The 20,382-nt window shown below is 47.7% G+C and carries 16 protein-coding genes; 13 read left to right on the forward strand and 3 right to left on the reverse strand.

The genetic code is table 11. The annotated features are described in order from the left end of the window. Positions 1 to 271 precede the first annotated feature (271 nt). Positions 272 to 463, forward strand: coding sequence for a tautomerase family protein (locus MHI01_RS20040; RefSeq protein ID WP_017691642.1), 192 nt, complete (start codon positions 272 to 274; stop codon positions 461 to 463). A gap of 48 nt (positions 464 to 511) precedes the next feature. Beyond that, positions 512 to 1,546: an NADH:flavin oxidoreductase/NADH oxidase gene (locus MHI01_RS20045; RefSeq protein WP_340983945.1), complete on the forward strand. Its 1,035-nt coding sequence runs from the start codon at positions 512 to 514 to the stop codon at positions 1,544 to 1,546. A gap of 315 nt (positions 1,547 to 1,861) precedes the next feature. Here MHI01_RS20045 and MHI01_RS20050 read toward each other — a convergent pair whose 3' ends face one another. Continuing rightward, positions 1,862 to 2,629, reverse strand: a complete 768-nt coding sequence (locus MHI01_RS20050; protein WP_340983946.1) for a class I SAM-dependent methyltransferase — start codon at positions 2,627 to 2,629, stop codon at positions 1,862 to 1,864. Positions 2,630 to 2,856: 227 nt separating this feature from the next. Between MHI01_RS20050 and MHI01_RS20055 the strand changes: the two genes are divergently transcribed. The 8 genes from MHI01_RS20055 to MHI01_RS20090 all read left to right on the forward strand — a co-directional run bounded on the left by MHI01_RS20055 (position 2,857) and on the right by MHI01_RS20090 (position 14,834). Next, on the forward strand, positions 2,857 to 3,285 hold the full coding sequence (locus MHI01_RS20055) for an SRPBCC family protein (protein ID WP_340983947.1): 429 nt from the start codon (positions 2,857 to 2,859) through the stop codon (positions 3,283 to 3,285). A 238-nt stretch (positions 3,286 to 3,523) separates the two neighbouring features. Beyond that, positions 3,524 to 6,619: an ATP-binding protein gene (locus tag MHI01_RS20060; RefSeq protein ID WP_340983948.1), complete on the forward strand. Its 3,096-nt coding sequence runs from the start codon at positions 3,524 to 3,526 to the stop codon at positions 6,617 to 6,619. 95 nt (positions 6,620 to 6,714) lie between these two features. Beyond that, positions 6,715 to 7,878, forward strand: coding sequence for a response regulator (locus MHI01_RS20065; protein ID WP_340983949.1), 1,164 nt, complete (start codon positions 6,715 to 6,717; stop codon positions 7,876 to 7,878). 35 nt (positions 7,879 to 7,913) lie between these two features. Further along, complete coding sequence (locus MHI01_RS20070; protein WP_340983950.1) at positions 7,914 to 9,260, forward strand: cryptochrome/photolyase family protein; 1,347 nt, start codon at positions 7,914 to 7,916, stop codon at positions 9,258 to 9,260. 281 nt (positions 9,261 to 9,541) lie between these two features. Then, on the forward strand, positions 9,542 to 10,714 hold the full coding sequence (locus tag MHI01_RS20075; RefSeq protein ID WP_315372541.1) for an acyltransferase: 1,173 nt from the start codon (positions 9,542 to 9,544) through the stop codon (positions 10,712 to 10,714). Positions 10,715 to 11,097: 383 nt separating this feature from the next. Beyond that, on the forward strand, positions 11,098 to 12,759 hold the full coding sequence (locus MHI01_RS31000) for an HNH endonuclease (RefSeq protein WP_445744906.1): 1,662 nt from the start codon (positions 11,098 to 11,100) through the stop codon (positions 12,757 to 12,759). Positions 12,760 to 13,051: 292 nt separating this feature from the next. Further along, positions 13,052 to 13,687, forward strand: a complete 636-nt coding sequence (locus tag MHI01_RS20085; RefSeq protein WP_245838419.1) for a TVP38/TMEM64 family protein — start codon at positions 13,052 to 13,054, stop codon at positions 13,685 to 13,687. A gap of 67 nt (positions 13,688 to 13,754) precedes the next feature. Next, entirely contained in the window at positions 13,755 to 14,834 is a 1,080-nt protein-coding gene (locus MHI01_RS20090) for a DUF1835 domain-containing protein (protein WP_340983952.1), read from the forward strand. A gap of 277 nt (positions 14,835 to 15,111) precedes the next feature. Here MHI01_RS20090 and MHI01_RS20095 read toward each other — a convergent pair whose 3' ends face one another. After that, positions 15,112 to 15,630: a cupin domain-containing protein gene (locus MHI01_RS20095; protein ID WP_340983953.1), complete on the reverse strand. Its 519-nt coding sequence runs from the start codon at positions 15,628 to 15,630 to the stop codon at positions 15,112 to 15,114. A gap of 152 nt (positions 15,631 to 15,782) precedes the next feature. Here MHI01_RS20095 and MHI01_RS20100 point away from each other — a divergent pair, with 152 nt between their 5' ends. Then, positions 15,783 to 16,784: an NAD-dependent epimerase/dehydratase family protein gene (locus tag MHI01_RS20100; RefSeq protein ID WP_340983954.1), complete on the forward strand. Its 1,002-nt coding sequence runs from the start codon at positions 15,783 to 15,785 to the stop codon at positions 16,782 to 16,784. Between the two features lie 165 nt (positions 16,785 to 16,949). On the opposite strand, the gene MHI01_RS20105 is transcribed toward MHI01_RS20100, so the two are convergent. Continuing rightward, positions 16,950 to 17,126 carry a CsbD family protein gene (locus tag MHI01_RS20105; RefSeq protein WP_074092719.1) on the reverse strand — a complete coding sequence of 59 codons (177 nt, stop codon included), beginning with the start codon at positions 17,124 to 17,126 and terminating at the stop codon, positions 16,950 to 16,952. Between the two features lie 192 nt (positions 17,127 to 17,318). Between MHI01_RS20105 and MHI01_RS20110 the strand changes: the two genes are divergently transcribed. Further along, a complete protein-coding gene (locus MHI01_RS20110) occupies positions 17,319 to 18,251 on the forward strand; it encodes a hypothetical protein (protein ID WP_340983955.1) in 933 nt (310 codons plus the stop codon). Positions 18,252 to 18,288: 37 nt separating this feature from the next. Continuing rightward, positions 18,289 to 20,088, forward strand: coding sequence for an RNA polymerase sigma factor (locus MHI01_RS20115; RefSeq protein ID WP_340983956.1), 1,800 nt, complete (start codon positions 18,289 to 18,291; stop codon positions 20,086 to 20,088). Positions 20,089 to 20,382: the final 294 nt, after the last annotated feature.

Here is a 20,382-nt window from a genome sequence, read left to right on the forward strand (position 1 = left end):
AGAAAGCTTTTAGCTTCGCTTCTACAGGTTATTTCTGCCCTCTCCGTTATCGTGTAACCGTTAGTCACAACTTATGTAAATTGGGTATAGTAATTATTGTGGTTCTCTACGGTTATCATATCATGTTTTGCAGTCATTTCCAGAATGGGGTAAAACCGAAATAGGAGGATGATTAGGTATCAAAAAGGGTACTAGGTCACAAAAATGTACGTACTTGTATTTCTATAACTGAGGTTCATAATAAATGATGAAGAAAGGGTGTGTTCAAGACATGCCATTTATCACGGTTAAGGTACTGGAAGGCAAGTCGGTCGAGCAGAAACGTCAGTTGATTGAACGTATGACTCAGGTGGCTTGTGAGACACTGGATGTTGATCCGAGCAAAGTCTTTATCTTCATTGAGGATTTGGAGAAGGACAATTACGGCAAGAACGGAAAACTGTTTTCGGACTTAGACAAATAAGTAAGGGTTCATATATATCATGATCATGGAACAGGAGATGTAACATTAATGACTGAACAATTATTTTCGCCCTATCAATTCAAGAGCCTGCAATTAAATAACCGTATCGTCATGGCACCCATGTGCCAATATTCTGTCACTGCGAAGGATGGCATTCCGAACGATTGGCATCAGGTTCACTATGTGAGCCGTGCGGTTGGAGGAACAGGACTGATTGTAATCGAGATGACCGATGTAGATCCGGATGGACGTATTACCGATAATGACTTGGGGATATGGTCAGATGAGCATGTGCCTGCCTTCACCAAACTTGTAGATGGAATTCATGCCTACGGCTCCAAAGTAGCTATTCAGATCGCACATGCGGGACGAAAAGCAGAGGATGCACCGCAGCCGGTTGCCCCATCGGTAGTTACATTCCCGGGAGAAAAGTACAAGGAACCACGCGCGTTAAGTACGGAAGAAGTAGAAGCTATGGTGCAAAAGTTCGCAGACGGTGTTCGCCGCGCAGTACAGGCTGGAGTGGATACCATTGAGCTGCATGGCGCACATGGATACCTGATCCACCAGTTCCATTCTCCGCTGATGAACCATCGTGAGGATGTATATGGGCAGGATCTGTCCCGTTTTGGCGTAGAAGTCATTCGTGCAGTGAAAAAAGAAATGCCTGCAGATATGCCGCTGATTTTGCGGATTTCGGCTGTAGAATACGCGGATGGTGGATACGATATCGACCACACCATCAATATCGCTCGTGCCTACCAAGATGCAGGCGTGGACATGTTCCATATCAGTTCAGGTGGCGAAGGTCCTTCCGGACAGCGGAAACCGGGGAACTATCCGGGGTATCAGGTACCGTTTGCCCGTCGTTTCCGTGAAGAACTGAACGTTCCTGTAATCGCAGTGGGTATGCTGGAGGATGCAGCGTTGGCTCAGGCGGTTATTGGCAACGGCGATGCGGATCTGGTCGCGGTTGGTAGAGGCATGTTGCGTGATCCGTACTGGGCGAACCATGCGGCTCTGGAACTGGGTGTCAGCAAGGATCAAGCTGCCATTGCAGAGCAATATTCTCGTGGATACTAATCTGCTCCAAATTATACTTACACTTGCCACTCCGATGACAGAATAACCTTCCGATCGCTGTTATCCTCAGATTTTTTGATTCACTTTTTCAAAGGTGAAAATCTGAGGATAGCGTAAGCTTCCGATGTAGCTTTCTTTCAGAAAGCTTTTAGGCGAACGCTCCGCTTCTTCAGGCTATTTCTGCCCTCTGCGTTCTCATGTAAATGTTATTGCAAATTTTATATAGTAAAATAGGCCACAGCAGGGGATAACCTTTGCTGTGGCCTAATTTTTTTATAGTGAGAAGCATCAGCATATCCATCCAATTACGGATGGCTACACTCTTCGAGTCGCTTCATAGACGAATTTTTGATTGGACTGCGTGGGTGGTTGATCCGGGTTAAAGTCGGCGTACACTTTAATGTCAGAGAAACCAATGTGTTCGAGAATTAGGCGTAACTCTTCTATGCCGTACCAACGTAGAGTGAGTTGTTGCAGCTCCGTAGCAACAAGAGCACCCTGATGCCATTGTTCGTAGCGAATCAGACTTACTTTATATTGGTGTAGAAGGTTCACTTCAATGGTTTTCACTTCTACCGTGATCGTATCACCATCGGGTAATGAAACGGTTGATGTTTCCACAGAAGAGGATTGTGTCACATCGGGCAGAAACAGATCAAACACGAGCCTGCCGCCGGGTTCTAAATGCTGAAATAGATTACGTAATGCGTTAATCGACGCCTGTCTGTCTTGGATGAGGAGCAGAGAACCTCCGGGAATGATAATTGCCTCGTATCGATATGGAAGGTCAAGCTTCTCCAGATCGGCAACGAATAGCTCAGGCATGGGTAATGCCCGCTCCATACAACGAGAACGGCAAGAGTCAATCATATCCATTGAATAATCAATTCCATCCACCTTCAAGCCTGCTTCAAGCAATGGAATGAGCACTCGGCCTGATCCTGACATGGCTTCAAGGATACGTCCATTGCAGCGCTGAAGATAATGGCGATAGAATTCAATGTCTCCTCCCAAGGAGTGCCCCACAGGTTTCGTGAGATCATAAACGGCGGTGCATAATGGACCGTAATAACTGAATGACATAGTATAGGTGTCCCCCACATGTAAATGTATTAAAATGAAAACGTGGAAGGGGAATGAGCAGGATTATCCCTTCCGGCAACGGTTGGAATTGGATTTTTCAGAGCAGACTATCATAGGAATCACGCACCTTTTATGTAATATGTTCCAATTATAGGGTGGGGATAAAGCGGAAGTCAACTTCTATTCGGGTAGTTATACGAAATGAAATGTATAAGGAGGTGATTCGAATGGATTCATCATCAAGTTCATCAAGCGCATTGCCAGATATCCGGCAGGAACTGGTACTCCATGCACCTGTAGAGAAGGTGTGGGAAATGGTCTCGACCGAGCAGGGACTGAGAACCTGGTTCATGCCAGGCAATCTGGAACCCGTGGAAGGTCACGAGTTTATATTGGAAGCAGGCCCCTTCGGCCAATCACCATGTCAGGTGACGGAAGTTCTTCCGCTGCACAAGCTGTCATTCCGCTGGGGTAAGGACTGGACGTTGACGTTCCAACTGAATGAACAGCCCGAAGGTACGGATTTCACACTGATTCACAGCGGTTGGGATGCGGATAAACTGACCGAGTTTGGACAGGCCCACGCTATCGTACGCGAACGTATGGAACAGGGATGGGCCGGAATCGTTCAGAAGCTTGCCCAAGTTGTTAAATAAATCCTCATTCAATCAACCCCAGGTCATTTCGCCCGTTCTTTCCGGTGAAATTCGGCCTGGGGTTCCTTGGTGTACCAAGAGCTGGTGGAAAGATAGAAATCGGTCAAATGATAACGAATTTGACCGATTATGATACGGAAACTATTTCCGTGAGCACCAGAAACGTGTAACATGAATTATAGTGATAAATCGACAAAATTAGACGTCTCTCGCCATTGTGGATGGAAGGAATACATAGATGAGAAAACACTGGATTATGCTGACCATAAGCTTCATATGTATTGTCATTGTTCCACTGGGTTGGATCGCCCAGACGTTAATTAGCGAGCGGATTAACCCTCAAGCTTCAGATGGGAAAATTGACCTGACCCAATGGGACTTTGATCGCAAGGGTGCAGCGTCTCTAAAGGGTATCTGGGATTTCTACCCTGGGCAGTTGCTGAGCCCGGCAGATATTGAAGCAAGTGTATCCGGTCGCAAGCCATTGCCGGCTTCCTCTGGCACTCAGGTTCCGGACCGATGGAACAAATCTCTGGGGCAAGCGCATGGGTATGGAACCTATCATTTGCAAGTCCAGCTTACACCCCGGACGATGAAAAATGATTATGGTATACGCACACAGAATATACGCATGGCCCACCGGGTATTTATCGATGGGAAAGAGATTGGCGGCAAAGGCCTGCCAGGAAAGACCAAGGCAGCAGATATACAATTAAATCTACCCTTTACAGGATTCACGTCCATTGAGGGCAATACGGCTGACATTATCATACAAGTATCAAATTATAGTTACTCGTCTGGGGGCATTGTAGCGCCCATTTTGTTTGGAGACGAGCATAGTATTCTGAAAAGCCAGCAACAAGGTTGGCTCAAGGATCTGATGGCCTTATTCGGTTTTATCTTGCCAGCCGCCTTTTTTCTACTTCTGTTCAGATTACGACGTACGGAGAAGGAGCTTCGTTTTCTCGGATTATTCAGCCTTTCTGGTGCGGTGTACGCTCTGACACATGGGGAGAAGTTACTGGGTACGTTTGTACCGTTCCTGACCAATAATGAGATACTTCGGATTCAGCTCCTTAGTTCAGCCTTTGCCTATTATTTTTTGCTTCGGTATATGGATGCCCGTGTACCAGGAGCAGTTCATCAGTGGTTTGTTCGTCTGGCTGTAGTGCTAATCGTTACCCAGACTATTGTGGGTCTTACGCTTCCTCCAACGCTTTTCTCGTCTCTTGAGCTTCCCATGTTGCTGATCTCACTTGTTGTCATGTTCTATACGCTGCGAGCCATTTTCTATTGGTTGAAAGGACGGCCGAATGACAGCCACTTTGCACTGGTGAGTATGATGAGCATACTCATGGTTGTTGTGTTATATACGCTTGGTGCGTTCACTACCCTAGACACAGCGTTCTTTGCGCTGATTGAACTTTTATTATTTGTATTTGCCCAGATGATTGTGACCGCAATCCGCTTTGCACAATCATTCCGAGACGTGGAAGCTCTGTCGGAGCGTTTGCTGGCCATCGACAGCCTGAAGGACGAGTTCATGGCGAATACGTCTCATGAGCTACGAACTCCCCTGCATGGCATCATTAATATTGCGCAATCCATGCTGGAAGGGGCGGCTGGAGCAGTCACGCCCAAGCAAGCGAAAAATCTCTCCATGATTACTTCAACCGGGAAGCGCCTTTCACTGCTGGTTAACGATATTTTGGATTTTGCCAAATTAAAAAATAGTGAGATCGAGTTAAAACGGGTAGCTGTCGATCTGGAATCCGTTGCTCGTACTGTGGTTGAAGTCTCGGGTTTCACGTTTGAGGACAAGCCGGTTATATTGATTCAACAATGGCCCCAGTCCTTGCCACTTGTTGAGGCAGACGAAGATCGCCTAAGGCAAGTTCTGTATAACTTGCTGGGTAACGCCTATAAGTACACTGAGCAGGGTGAGATTCGATTGTACGCCAGCGTTGAAGGGGACTGGGTGAAGGTATCGGTCGCTGATACAGGGGTAGGCATTGCCTTGGACAAACAGGAGGATATCTTCCAGGCGTATGAGCAGAGTAACGGCACGATTGAGCGATTGAATAATGGAACCGGACTGGGTCTGAGTATTACGCGAAAACTCGTTGAGCTTGGCGGTGGTGAGATCTGGGTTGAATCGGAGCCGGGGCAAGGTTCGACCTTTCATTTCACCCTGCCTGTTATGAAGATGCCACTTTTGCAAACTCATTCGAAACCAGCTGCCGCCCGATATGTTGCTGCACAGGGGGCAGGGGCGAAGGAGCTTGTGACAAGAGAGTCAGATGAGCAGGATGATCTTACGGAAGCGGAGCATACGATTCTGATTGTAGACGATGATCCCGTCAATCGACAGGTATTGCTTAACCTATTGTCGACGGAGCGGTATCGTGTGATTGCAGCGGACAGCGGGTCCACTGCATTGAAACTCCGTGAGGAGTTCCCGTCCATTGATCTTGTTATTACGGACTGGATGATGCCTAAGATGTCCGGACTTGAGTTATGTCGCAAACTGCGCGATCACAGTTCCTTGTCTGAGTTACCGATTCTGATGCTGACCGCCCGTGGGTTGCCTGAGGATATCAAACACGGATTCCAAGCGGGAGCCAATGACTTCCTGAGCAAACCGGTGGATGCCGGTGAATTGCGCGCCAGAGTTCGGACGTTAATTGAGATGCGGAGTTCTGTGCAGGAGGCTATTCGGACCGAAATGGCCTTTTTGCAGGCCCAGATCAAGCCACACTTTCTATATAATGCACTCAATGTTATTATCGCAACCTGTGCAGTGAATCCGGACAAAGCAACCGATCTGCTGATTGAATTGAGTCATTACCTGCGCGGAAGTTTTGACTTCCAGAACAGGGAGCAGCTTGTTCCTTTGACCAAAGAGCTGGAATTGGTGGAGTCTTATGTGCATCTGGAACAGGCGAGATTTGAGGAAAGACTGGTGGTTGAGTATGAGGTGGAATCGGACGTACATCTGTATCTGCCACCTCTCAGTATTCAGCCTCTTGTGGAGAACGCCATTCGCCACGGCGTGATGGAGCGGGCAGCCGGCGGGACAGTTCATCTTAGGATTTTCCAAGAGAGCGAGCATGTAGTCGTACAGGTCCAAGATGATGGTGTAGGTATCCCTCCTGAGCGTATGGCTCAGGTTAAGTCTGGGCGTACCGAAGGTCCGGGAGGTGTGGGGCTGCAAAATATAAACCGTCGCCTGATGTCTCTCTATGGTCAGGGGCTGGAGATTCATAGCCATGTGGATAAAGGCACGCAGATCCGATTCCGTATCCCCGTGCAAAAGGTGGATTATTCCAATTAGTGTGCCAAGTGAAGCAATTATGGTTAACAGACTAGGGGGTGCCGATAAAATCGGTATTCCTATTGAATCTTTCATGGCAGGAGGCTGAAAGAACGGTGAGAGCCATTGTGATCGATGATGAGAAGCCAGCGCAGCTTCATCTGGAGCGACTACTACGAACGGACGGACGAATTACACCCGTGCAATGTTTTTCAACAGCTCGTGATGGTCTTCATTTTCTGGCAAAGGAACGTGTAGATGTTGTATTTTTGGACATTGGAATGCCGGAGATGAATGGCCTGGAAGCGGCTGAATATATACAGCAATTGGATCAGAGTATTCGTATTATCTTTGTTACGGCTTATGCGGACCATGCAGTGGAAGCATTTGAGCTACATGCACTGGATTATGTACTGAAACCGGTCAGCTCGACCCGATTGGCCAAAACCGTTGATCGAATCGCGGGCATAATGTCGCATAATTCTCAAGTTGCAGCCACCGCCGAGGTACAGGGATCGGAACCTGTACCTGTGGAGTTGGATACTGAAGTTCCGGGGCTGCTTACGTTCAAACATCTGGATATCTACAGAAGTCTGGATCAGGGTGCCAAGAAACATAAGTGGCGCACAACCAAATCACAGGAATTGTTTGCTTTTTTGTTTCATCACAGGGAAGAATGGGTAAGCAAGGAGATTCTGCTGGATAAGCTATGGGGTGATGTTTCCCAGGAAAAGGGATTAACCCATCTACATACTTCCGTGTACCAGATTCGAAAGCTGCTTAAGGAATGGAACATGACAGGCAAGCTGGAGTACAATATGAACCGCTATCGTCTGTTATCAGGCAATCTGGTAAGTGATGTGGATCAATTTGAAAAATCCATGGTTTACCATGTCATCACATCCGACAATGTCGATGACTTGAGGCATATGATTCCGCTTTATCGTGGCGATTATCTGGAAGAGCATGATTATCATTGGGCACAGGCCAAAGCAAGGGAACTCAGACGCAAGTATACAGCGCTAGTTATGGATATCGCGAGATGGGACATGGAGCATGGTCGTGGCAAGGAAGCGATTGAGCAATTAACGATATTACAGGAACGGGAGCCTTATTCGGAAGAGATCTGCCGACTCATGATGGAAGTGTATGCATCCATGGATGATCAGCAAGGCATACTTCGTATATATCATTCATTTACATTGACATTAAATGAGGATCTGGGGTATCAGCCCGAGCCCGAAACAAGCAGGTTATATAAGAACCTGACGGACCAATAAACGTATGTAATGTAAGTTCAGACAGGAGGGTGAGCATGAAGCTATTCATACACCGCAAAGATTTGCGTACGGATGATCTGGCCGCATTCGATTATTTGCGGGAACACCAAGAAGAGAGTGTGCATGTTCTCATCTATGATTCATTCCTCCTGCGGCAAGGCCGAGAGAAGGAACACAGCGGTGTGAATTTCAGGCAGCACGCAGCGGAATTAGGCAGACAGTATCTTGAAGCCAAACGAAAACTGCATGTTGCTTACGGCAAACCGGCTGAAGTGGTTGAATTCATCCTGAACGAATTCAAAGGTGAGATTAACGAGATTGTGGTCCATCGGGACATGACGCCATATGCAATCGAGCGGGATAGGGCCATACGCAAAGTCAGTGAGGCGCACGAGGTTACGTTCACACAACTGACGGATCATCTGCTGATGGATCTGAATGGATTTGCCGATTTTACAGGCAAGTCGGAGCCATATAAGGTATTTGCGGCTTTCCATCGGCGGTGGGTGGAATTCATGAATGAACATCCCAACCCTCCTTCGGCAACAACGGTTGCAGCGTTGAAGGTGAGTGATCGTCAGATTGAATGGCCGGATGCAATGCAGGTACCTCCGGAGTTGCTGGAGGGCAGTGGTTCGAATGACGAGGACCCGCATCTGCTGTTGGATCAATTTTTGTCGGATCGAATTGCTGAATACGGGGATCATCGGGATGAATATGAGGCGTACGAGCCGAGTCATCTCAGTTCTTACGTAGCTGTGGGAGCTGTATCCATTCGCAAAATGTATGATGCGGCGAGTCGCACGGCTGAGGCTGGGGAATGGATCAGGCAGTTGTGCTTCCGCGATTTCTATCTGTATCGGGCGGTCTATGAGAGTCACTATTTTACATATGAAAAGGTGTACGATCTCTCGGCTCTCCATGATGATTACTTTGAACGGTGGTGCAAGGCGGAGACAGGCATTCCGATTATTGATGCAGCGATGACGGAACTGAATAAAACCGGACATATGCCAAACCGGCTGCGGATTCTCACGGCGATGTTTCTCACCAAAAACCTGCAATGCCCATTCACCTTGGGCGAAGCTTATTTCAGGCGTAAGCTGCGTGACTATGATAACATTCAAAACCGAGGTAACTGGTTATGGTGTGCCTCGCTTGGGGAGAATGCGGCTCCGTATTTTCGCGTGAACAATCCGGTAACACAATCCGAGAAGTATGATCCGCAAGGTGATTATATTCGCAAGTGGTTGCCTGAATTGAAGGATCTGCATAGCAAGGACATCCATGAGCCGCGCAAGGATGCCATTGTTGATCTGAAGGCATCGAGACAGGCAGCGATTGACGTGTATAAACAGATTCTGGCGAGTCGTGCGAAGTAGACTCAGTCAGGGCGGGATGTATGCCCAAACCCAAATTTACCATTCTCATCCGGTTGATCCAATATTCATTTGGTTGAGAGCAGGATGTTCCACAGACCGCGTACTCGCGGTCTTTTTTACATATATAGACATGAAAATAGTGTGAAATGTGTTGAAAATTTAGGAATTGTTAAGAAAATGGACTATCCATCTTAAGCATTATGGCTTTTAATAGATAGAGAGCTTTATTGTATTAAGTCATATCTGACATATTGACGAACACATTAAGGAGAAACTTTAAAATGAGTGAAACACTGAAAAGAGAGCGAATTCCAGAGCTGAACCTGGTTCGTGCCTTGGCAATTATCGGCGTACTCAGCGTGCATTCCACGTCCTATGCAACGGTGGACATGACGGGCTCAGGCTACTACTGGCTGTACAATTTTATTAATATCTTTATGAAATATGGTACGCCAACCTTTATTTTTATGAGCAGTTTTGTGCTGTTCTATAACTATTATTCTCGTCCGCTGGATAAGAAACTTGTGAGTAACTTTTACAAGAAAAGATTTGTGTATATTTTGCTTCCGTACTTCCTGTTTTCATTGGTGTATTTTGTTTTGCTACATTTCACGCATTATCAGGGCCGACCTTTCGGCGAATCGGCAGTAAGTTTTATCACGAAATTGTTTACAGGTAAGGCATATACACATCTGTACTTTGTGTTTATTAACATGCAATTTTATCTGTTATTCCCATTGGTGTTATGGTTGCTTAAGAAATATCCTTCTGTGGTGAAATGGTCTGTTCCGATTGGACTATTGATTCAATGGGCATTCATCGTAAGTAATAAATATGGATTCCAGGTGCCCAACAAGGGAAGCTGGGCGTTTTCGTACTTCTCCTATTTCATGCTAGGTGCTTTTATCGGAGTGTACTTCCCTAAAATCAAGCAATGGTTTGTTATCAGTCGAGCCAATGCAACCAAAGGACGCGTAGCTTCATGGATTCTGCTCTGGGCGGTATGGATCATTGCTGGGCTTGGCCATGTGTATATCTATTACCTGCTGCGTCTGAAGATCGCAACGTATAACACACTGTGGTATGAATTCTTCTGGAATGTGCATACCTTTGCTTGTGCACTGGTGCTTATCCAGATTGCCTATCTGCTCTATCGCAAAGGGCCTTCACTCATCGTCAAGCCGCTGAATCGGCTTGGGGCATTGTCCTTTGGCATCTATCTGATCCATCCCTTCTTCCTGCTGGTGTATCGTGAATTTCCACCGCAAACAGGTGTTTCTTGGTTAGTGCATCTGTGGTATGCCGGAGGATTCGGTGTAGCTCTGATCGCTTCGTGGATCGTCGTTGGATTGACGGCAAGGTTTGTTCCATATGCATGGGTCATCTTTGGCAATCTGCCAAAACCCAAACCACGTCTCGTCCCACAACAGAACTCGGGGCAATTGGACGTTTGATAAGATGTATTTCCAACACAGGAATAATAAACCGTTTCTTGGTCGACCTTAGGGGAGAGCAGGAAGCGGTTTTTTTGATGTATGCAGATATGTGTAATATGGGGAACGAGTGTTTCTTTTTCATGTATGAGGGGTAATCATAAGGCGGAACGATAATACATTATGGATAACAGGATTAAGGTGAATATAATGACAACATGCGAAAAATGCGGGAGACCGATGCAGGATATATTGGAATATGTGGAACACATTCTTCACGAATGCAGTGAACAGACACAGGAGTACAACTCGAAAGATTATCAGGCCTATGGCCATGAGGGTGTTCACGAGCAGATGTGATACAATAGAAAGAAACCGGATTCATACGGAACCGAGGTGACAACATGGAGACGGGTCCAGCCCCTTTCCGGCAAGGAAAGACGGAACAAGAAGCGCGACTGAGCAAAACGTGTATGTATTGCGGACAACAGCGGCCGATGTCCGAATTCCGGCGCAGAACCGGAAAGCGGGCAGGTCCCGGAGCCAGGCGTGGAGCCTGCCGCAGCTGTCGCCAGCTTGGTGGACAGGCTGACCACGAGTCAGGTTCAAGCGTGAGCGGACGAACGAATGAACGGATCGAGCATCAACGGGATGGCTTGGAGACACGTGCTGTTACTGCCAGACCCTCTGCATCTGCGAGAAATGAGGCAGGTCTTACCTCCCATGGTATGGAGCAGGGATCTGCTACGGTGTCTGAGTCTGAAAGAAGTCTGGTGTCTCAGCCTTCAGTAGACTCGAATTCTTCGAATGACGATGAACGTGCTGACTTGGTGACTTCTTCACCCTCTTCACCCTCTTCACCCTCTTCTTCAGGTATTCGGAAGAAGAGGAGAAGACGGAGGAAGAGCAAGCGAACAGAGAGCATAACGGGCAATGAGCTGAGAGAGACAAGTCTGGAGCAGGATGGTTTAGCAGGTGAGGTAGGAGATAAGCCACAGCCAGGTGAGCATTGGCGTGGGGAAGAAGGACATTCGCACGGGCATGCTGCTGCGAATGAGAAGGGCAGTGCACAGCGGGCTGGCGCGCGAGCAGCCGCTGCAGTGCAGGCCGCCGAGCAGACTGCGGCGGCCCACCAGGCTCTGCTGCCGACTGAGCCGCAAGGCCTGGCAGCAGAGCCCATGGCTGCGGATCAACCGATCGCAGCCAAACGCAAGCGCAAGCGGCGCCGCAAGCGTGCTGCCGCGCTCGCGCCCGGCGCAGGGCAGGCCCGCAGCGTAGCTGCTGAGGCCCATGCGCCGGCCCTGAGCGACCGTGGCGATGCCACCACGGTCGCTGCACCTACGGCGGCGGAGGCACAGCCTGCCGCTACCGGGCGCGAGCCCGGGCAAGCGCCGGGGGCTGCTACGGAGGCAGGGCCTCCTGCGCCCGTGCGCCAGCCTGGCTCGCCAGGGTCCAAGCCGCGCCAGGCGCGCAAAGAGCGTGCGCCCAAGGCGAGCGGCGAAGACGCTGCCCGCGTTGCATCCGGGCAGCGACCCGCGCACGCCAGCCGTAGTCACGGGGCTGGCACGGATGGCCGTCCCCGCCGCCAGACCCCGTCGGCCCCGGTAGCCATCGACCCGGAAGATCCGGCTTCGCTCCGGACCAACCGGCAAGGCATGGTACGGATGAGAGGTAAGACGGACAAAGGCAGACGCTGGCATCAGGAAGTGGACATGGAGCTTGCGGTCACGCTGGTGAAGGAAAAAGCCGCTGTGGTGGTCAATCGGTACACGATTCGCCGATTGTTCAGCAACAAGGATTTCAAACGGTATATTCTGACCCGGGATCACTACACCTGTTACTTCTGTGGATCGTACGGAGATACGATTGACCATCTGCTGCCGCGTGCTAAAGGTGGACATACCACTCCGCTCAACTGTGTCTGCGCCTGTAATCTGTGCAACCAGTCCAAAGCAGCGATGGATGCCGAAGAGTTCATGCGTTCCGGTATTCCCGAATGGAATGCTGCCCATCAGGCAGAATTGATTGAACTGGCCATGCAGGAAGCGCAGCTGGAAGAAGGATAATATGCCCCCGAAGATGGATCGGGGTTTCGATATGAAGAGCACACCAAGACCACAGAGGTCGAGGTGTGCTTTTTTGATTTAATTCTGATTTGGGTGGGAAGTCAGTTCGCTGTGCAATAATTTCTTCAAATTGACAACGGTGTTCATCGAAGATGTACGTTATACTGGGAGGGAGTTACTAAAGAAGCTTCATCATCCATATGAATGATGAAATGTATAGTGAACATCAAACCTGAGAACTTAGACTGTATAGATTGGATGGATGCAGATGACCTCGGCAGCATTGGACATTATGTCATATATTACGGAAGAAAATATTCGTTTCTGGCTGGAGAAGTTTCGCTCCCTGGGCCCGTTACCGGGAATTTTGCTTACGTTTATGAAATCATTTGTACCACCGCTTCCAACGCTGTTGATTGTGGGCGTAAACGGTGCGGTATATGGTCTGTGGGCAGGATTTATATATTCATGGATCGGCATGGTGCTCGGTTGTACCGTTACATTCCTGATCGTACGGGAGATTGGGAAATCCGCTTTTGTAGAGCGATGGGCACGCAAACCTCGTGTGCAACGCAGCATGGTATGGATTCGAAGGAATGCATTCAGTTATGTTTTTCTGCTGAGTATCTTCCCGGTAGGTCCGTTTGTCATTATTAATGTGGCGGCAGGTATCGCGCGAATGCGATTATTATCTTTCCTGCTTGCGGTGGGCTGTGGTAAAGCGATCATGATCTTCTCTGTTACGTATATCGGTTCCAATGTGGAACAATTTCTGGAGCACCCAATACGCTGGGTAGGCGTATTGCTGTTTATTGCGGTATCCCTGTGGGCAAGCCGCAAACTGGAGCGACACTTTACCCGTTCATCGTCAGATGGTGAAGATCTACATGATCTGAATCAACCCGCTGGAAAATCGATTTCCTCATGAATAAAAGAATGATCAGTGCGAAGATATAGGATTTCAGTAATCTCGTTAGCTCGAAGGAGGACCCAGCATGAATGATAATATCTATGCATTCAGCCGAACGATAAATCGTATGAGTGAAGATGAACTTCGTTCAGTACTGCGTGTGCTCTATATGAAATCAGCACAAGTGGTCAAGCGGCAGGAAGAGCAAGGCGAAAAGGTGGATTTTGCGGAAGCGGTACAGTCACTGTTTAGGAATATGGATATCCCTTTTGATCTGGGGCGTCTGGAACAACAAGCTCTCTCCGAGGTCGAGAAGCCAAATGAAATTCATATCACGTTTGGAGACTCACCTCTAGGTAGTCTGAAAATGGGGATGAGTACATTACCTGATCAGGAAAAACGGAGTTTTTTTTCTATAGATGATAATTATGCGGTAGGGCCGTTAGGTGATCTGACCCGGCGTGCAGACTTGCAACGCAGGCATCTCTGGCTGACCGAACGAATGTGTCTCAATGACCGTGAGGCATATGGCATGCATGAACTGGAATCATTATTTGAGCTCAACGCCACAATACAGTCCTTTGATTCCAAGACGTCGATCATTATCTGGTATGCGAATAATGCACGGGAGAAGACGGGACTACTCTATGCCATGTATCTATTGCGGAACACCGAGAGTCCCATATATCTTATCGAAACGAGTGGCTTATATAAGCAATTATTTGATAGACCTGACGTTCAATACGATGTGCTCCACACAGGCGAGATTCTTCCGGAAAAGCTTCTGGCGATGTGGCACGTCTGCTCTGAGCAAGAGCCGCTGTCCAAGGGAGAACGCCGCCAACTGGAACAGGATTGGCTGGAACTTTCGGTACAGCCTGGGCTATTACGTATGATGGAGAATGGCGTGATTCGGAGCTTAACTGAAGATGCTTTGGACGAGTACATTATGCAGAAGGTGAGGGAACTGACACCGAACTGGGAGCCAGGCAAGTATATCCGAGCAGCTCGTATTGTGGGTGAAGTGATTGGTACAAGTAGCCAGCATATAAGTGATGCGTTCGTGGAGTACCGTCTACGACAACTGGTGCTGCAAGGCCAACTTGAAATGGATGGAAAGCCACTTGCAATGAGGTATTACAGTATTCGGCTTGCCGAGCGCTGAAAGGGACTAAGGCTGAAACGCACGGATAGAAAAACAAGCGACGAGATCGCGAAGTTTGAAATAAGACGGAAGATTTGAGCAGTTCCTTGCCCATATAGTAAGATGATCACGAAGTGTTCCCGATACCAGCTGTTCAGACTTAACACTTAAATAGACTGTTCCATCGGTGAGTAACTCCTACTTTTCCGGGGAACAGTCTATTTTTTCTCGTTAAGTACCGAACCAGCTTCGCTAGTGCATTGTCCAATAACATTCATCTTTATGATCTTCATTTGTATTATGATTTCTTCCCATTCCACATTTCTAGTAGCGGTCCGTGCTGTCCATAGACCGGATCGGTAACCGGGATCGGAACCTTTCGAATTTCCTGAAGAGCCTTGGCACGATCGTCTTCCTCACCTGTGCGTGTGTTGTAACTCATGCCGCCCGGATAAGCACCGGCAATACGAAAATCAGTGCTGGACTCCAGACGTTTATGCCCTGTTCCAGCGGGAAGCACGACAACGTCGCCTGTTTGAAGGTAAACTTTCTGACCATTTTCTCCGCCTAAAATCAGTTTCACGAATCCACTCACCACAGCAAGAGCCTCATGAGCATTACTATGATAATGATGATAATTGAACACACCATTCAACCAGCTATTTCCCCATCCATTACGGTTCAGCAACGATTCTGCGTGAAGGGCCTCTTCAGCCCATACGTTCTTATACAAAAGAACAGGCAGGGTCGGATGATTGGGAATTACACCGTCATCCTGAAGGAATAACGTCTCTATGTCCTTTTTCCGTTCATTCATCTCACATCACCTCACTATAAATTACCCGATAAACTCAAGGACGAACAAAAAACAATTGTAAAATGATACAAAATGTATCATTTTAAGGTTATACTCAGTACATATACTCTCTTCATTGCACTCGTTGTATAAATCGCAAGGGGGAATCGTGTGTGAACATTGTTATTACAGGGGCTTCTGGATTTGTGGGATTTAATCTTTCACAGTATTTGGCGCAAAAGGGGCATCAAATTACCCTTCTGGATCGGGATGATTATTGTCAGAGGCTTGTTCATGTCTCTCCTCTGCATGAGATGCCGTTCATCTGTTGTGACCTTGCATCGGACCGGATTCATCTACCTCCAGGAACAGATTACATTATCCATCTGGCTGCCATGCCACACGTGGATTATTCGTATCATCAGCCAGGGGAAGTTTTCCGCAATAATACACTCAGCACACAGTCTATCCTGCAATATGCTACGGAACATCACATTCCAGTCTTGCTGGCTTCATCCGTTGAAGTGTATGGCGGCGATTGGGGCAGAGTCTATCATGAATCAGATCCGTATGCACCCGTCTCTCCTTATTCCGCGTCCAAAGTTGCGTGTGAAATGCTGGCTCACTCCTATGCTCAATGTTACCAGCTTCCAGTCAAACTCTTTCGTTTGACCAACCTCTATGGTCCATGGCAGTTGCCAGACCGTATTATTCCCCGAAATTTTGGTCGGATGTTGGACGGACTGCCTCTGGATATTCAGGGATCGGCAGTGCGTGATTTCTTGTATGTAGATGATGCCCTCCGGGCCATTGAACAGATCATGCTGAAAGGCAAAGACGGACAGGTCTACAACATATCAACAGGGCTTGGAACAACCATGCAGGAGATCGGGGAGATATTGAAACCAATGGATCGATCCGTAGCTGCTGTAGAGATTCGGGAGCAAGAACCAACCCAGTCCAGAGGGTCCAGTCTGGTCGTACATTCAGGCAGATTGCGAGCGGAATTGGGTTGGTTACCACAAACCACGTTGGAAAAGGGATTGGAAAAAACCTTCCGTTGGTATCGGGAACATCCCGAATGGGTCAGACAGTTCAGCCGTGAATACCATACAACAAGGGAAACGCGCAGTTTCATTATCGATATGGCAAGATACGCAGTTCCAGCAGTATAAAATGCACAAAAAAAGCCAGGGAAGGGTGTATTGAGTAACACCTTCCTTGGCTTTTTTGCGCCTCCGTCTCATTTTCGAATTTCATCCGAACACGGACGGTCAGGCTATTTTAAAACGATCTATTGCACGAAATCTTCGTGCTGTTGGACCTCACATTAAAAGGATCTAGTGATGATCTTTTTTAATGTCGGCAATTTTATCCTGTACAGCACCTTTGGCTTTGTCTTTTTTACCCTCAGCCTGAAGGGATCTGTTGTTGGTTGCATTACCGATCTGATCCTTCACTTCGCCTTTGGCTTTATTTACGCCTGCTTTGATTTTGTCGCCAGTTGAATTACTCATATCGAACATCTCCTTCGTTTCTGGTGTAGTCCTTATTAACCGGGATGTCCGTATTCTAAACGTTCACTATTTCGTGGCGGTCAGAAATTTGTTCTGGATATTCTGTCAGAAATGATCTGTACGAAGAGTCAGTATAAGTATAGGCATTGCATAATTGCGTGCTTCATTAAAGGAATGAGAGGATGTTATGATATGAGCAATTATATTGGAAATGGTGCGTATTGTTACGCCAATTCAGCTTCAATGCTGCTGTCGTCCATTGGAGAAAAGGTAGATCCCGGTCTGCTTGAAACCATCGGTGGCTTTTCACTAGGGGCCTTTCGAACGCAGGAAGATATGCTTTTTTTTGATAACTGTACCTCCAGTCCTGATCTGGCCATCAGCAAGGCGATGAGCATTCTGGGATTTAGTGTGCGCGAAAGTGTGCAAGCACGGGGTACAGAGATGCCTGTAGATGAGCTAAGAGAGGCTTTGAAGCAGGGCCCTGTGATGATGGGGCCGCTGGATATGGGCAAACTCGTCTACAATCCCAACTCTCCCAACCTGGGTGGTTGCGATCATTATGTAGTTGCGCTCAATATGAGGGGCGATGAAATATGTCTGCATGACCCGGCTGGATTTCCGAATGTCTTCCTGACACTGGATAAACTTGAGGAAGCATGGAAGTCTGAATTCCCATGGAGTAGCGGTGTGTATCGACGATGGTGGAGTCCTGAACGCATTGAACATCCTGATCTGGAGGAGATTAACCGCCGGGCTTTCACTTGGTTCAAATCAACCCTTACAGAACAGACCCATGATATTGCTGCACAGGAAGGACGAACCGGAGCATCAGCCATTCTGCATAAGGCGGAACAGGTTCGTGCTGGAGCAATCGATGGTAATGAGTGGGCTCATTATGTGTATTTTGCTCTGCCAGTAGGCGCGCGTCGTGCCCATGATTATGGTTTGTTTTTTAACACAATCCATCCTGACCTTTCTGCTTTGAAATACGAACAATCCCGCCAATTCGGGGAATGCCAATCCCGTCTTGTCTCTCGGAACTGGGAGGCTGCTGCGACAATCATGGTGGCACTCGCGGAGACGGAAGCCATGATCGAAGCTTCTATTTTGAAGATGGAGTAATGAAAGTGAAGCGACGCTATAAGAAAGGGAGATATACATGGATGGATTAACTAACAATCGCCATATCAGGCCAGGGGAAGATGAGATATTAGAGGATCGGCAAAAGGAGCCGGATATCGCGCTTATCCAACGAGCCCAAACGGGGGATACAGAGGCCTTTGGAGAGTTGATTCACCGTTACCGTGGGCAATTGTTTCGTTATGTGCGAGCGCTTACGTATGATTCTTATCTCGCAGAAGACATTTTACAGGATGGGCTTATTCGTGCGTTCATTCATATGGGACAGCTTCAGAATGCTGAGCGTTTTATGGCCTGGATGCAGCGTATTGTACGTAATCAGGCGTACTCACATATGCAGCGCCAAAAGCAACAGCGGGAACAACATTTTTCTTCGTTCTTTGCATTTGGATTTGGAGCCGATGATGCCTCATGGAGCGATCAAGACTCGCTCGACATAACGCTGAATCATCTTTTGAATGACACAGATCGGAGATCGCAGGAGACAGGCTATGATCCGTATCAAGCTGTTGTTCAGCAGGAAATGAGGAACAATCTCCACAGGCTGTTGGGTTGTCTGAATGAAAGAGAACAACAGGTCTTCACATCATATTGGATGGAGCAGCTGTCACCGCAAGAAATAGCCTGCAAATTCAACCTGACAAGTGCCAATGTGTATCAAATTCTGTCCCGTTCACGTAAAAAAGTGTCTCAGCTTCATATTCATTTATCTGTAGAAGAAATGCTGGCAGAGTGGAATTCACTCGGGCAAAATCGAGTGACTCTGGAGGAACCCCTTTCGTTTCGGACTCCCCAAACCTGGAACTCGGCAGCAGCATCCATTCACGAGATGTTAGGTTATATCGGTCCATCTCCGTCTCTCCCCATGGTTATGGGGATGAGTGGACTTTCTTTTCGTTTGACCATCCTGCCTCAGGACATACATATTGCTGGACCTACCGCCTATAACTTCAAAGAGGTGCTTACAAGAGGATTGCAACATATGGGTTATCGTTCCCATGCGGTTGAGGCTTTGGCGAGCGAAGTGGGACTCAATGCCAATCTGGTCGATCCTTCGATGCTAGAGGAGAAAGCGAAGGGGAAAAGGTTGCTTAATCCAAGACTTGTTCAGGCCCTCTCCCTGATACGTTACGCCATTCATCGGGGAATTCCGGCCGTCGTGTGGGACCTGAATATTCCTGAATTCGGATTGATATATGGCTATGATGATGCAGCCCGGACCCTATACGGTACCGATTTCACTAAATCAGGAATAATTCCCTATGATCATGTAGGCCGGGGTGTGAATCAGGAAGTATTTGTACTGGCAGCGGAATCAGATGGCATGATACGAGAAATGAACTTGCACGCGGCACTGACAGCTGTGTTGGCTCATTATCGTGGGGAGGACCCGTATACCCTGCCGAACACAGTCAGTGGCGTGGCTGCCTATGCAGTCTGGAGAGAAGCCCTTGAATACAGACGGGTAGAACCGAATGGTCACGCCTATAACATTGCGGTTTTGTGGGATGCAAGACGTTATGCAAACGAGTTTTTCAAAGAACTTTCACTAAAGTGGGCTTCGATTGCCAGCTATTCCAACTTGATTTCATTCTGTCTTCAGGCAGAAGAGTTATATCGAAACATGTCTCAAAAGTTAAATACACTCGCAGAATTATTTCCTTTTCCAGATGGAGGACTGCCTAATGAGAAACTTCATGCCGATCAGGCTATCTCGATACTGCTGGAAGTGGAGGAATTGGAGCGAGCCGGCATCGTTGCAATAAAAGCATTGCTTGAAGAAATGGATCAGTATTCCCCAGAAATAGTTATGGTGTGACCTAATTGTACTGATCGGATCGGGCAAAAAGTGAAAACAAGTATCAGGAGGCAGGGCGATCCGTCAGGCCTTCTTTCTGTCTTTTTTTTGCATTCGTGACGCAAGAGGTTCATACTTGAAATAGAAAAGATGTCTCAATGTTGGAATAAGGCTGAGCCCAACGCTGCATAATAACGACAGTGACCAATTTCGTTGCATGAAAATTGTGATATTGGAAAACAATTCCTGAACATTTGGATAAACAAATCCTTCCTTGTGTACATATCGCACATCTGGTCATATGTGATCTTGTCT

The organism is Paenibacillus sp. FSL M7-0656 (assembly GCF_038003225.1).
In the GTDB taxonomy this organism is placed as follows: Bacteria; Bacillota; Bacilli; order Paenibacillales; family Paenibacillaceae; genus Paenibacillus; species Paenibacillus amylolyticus.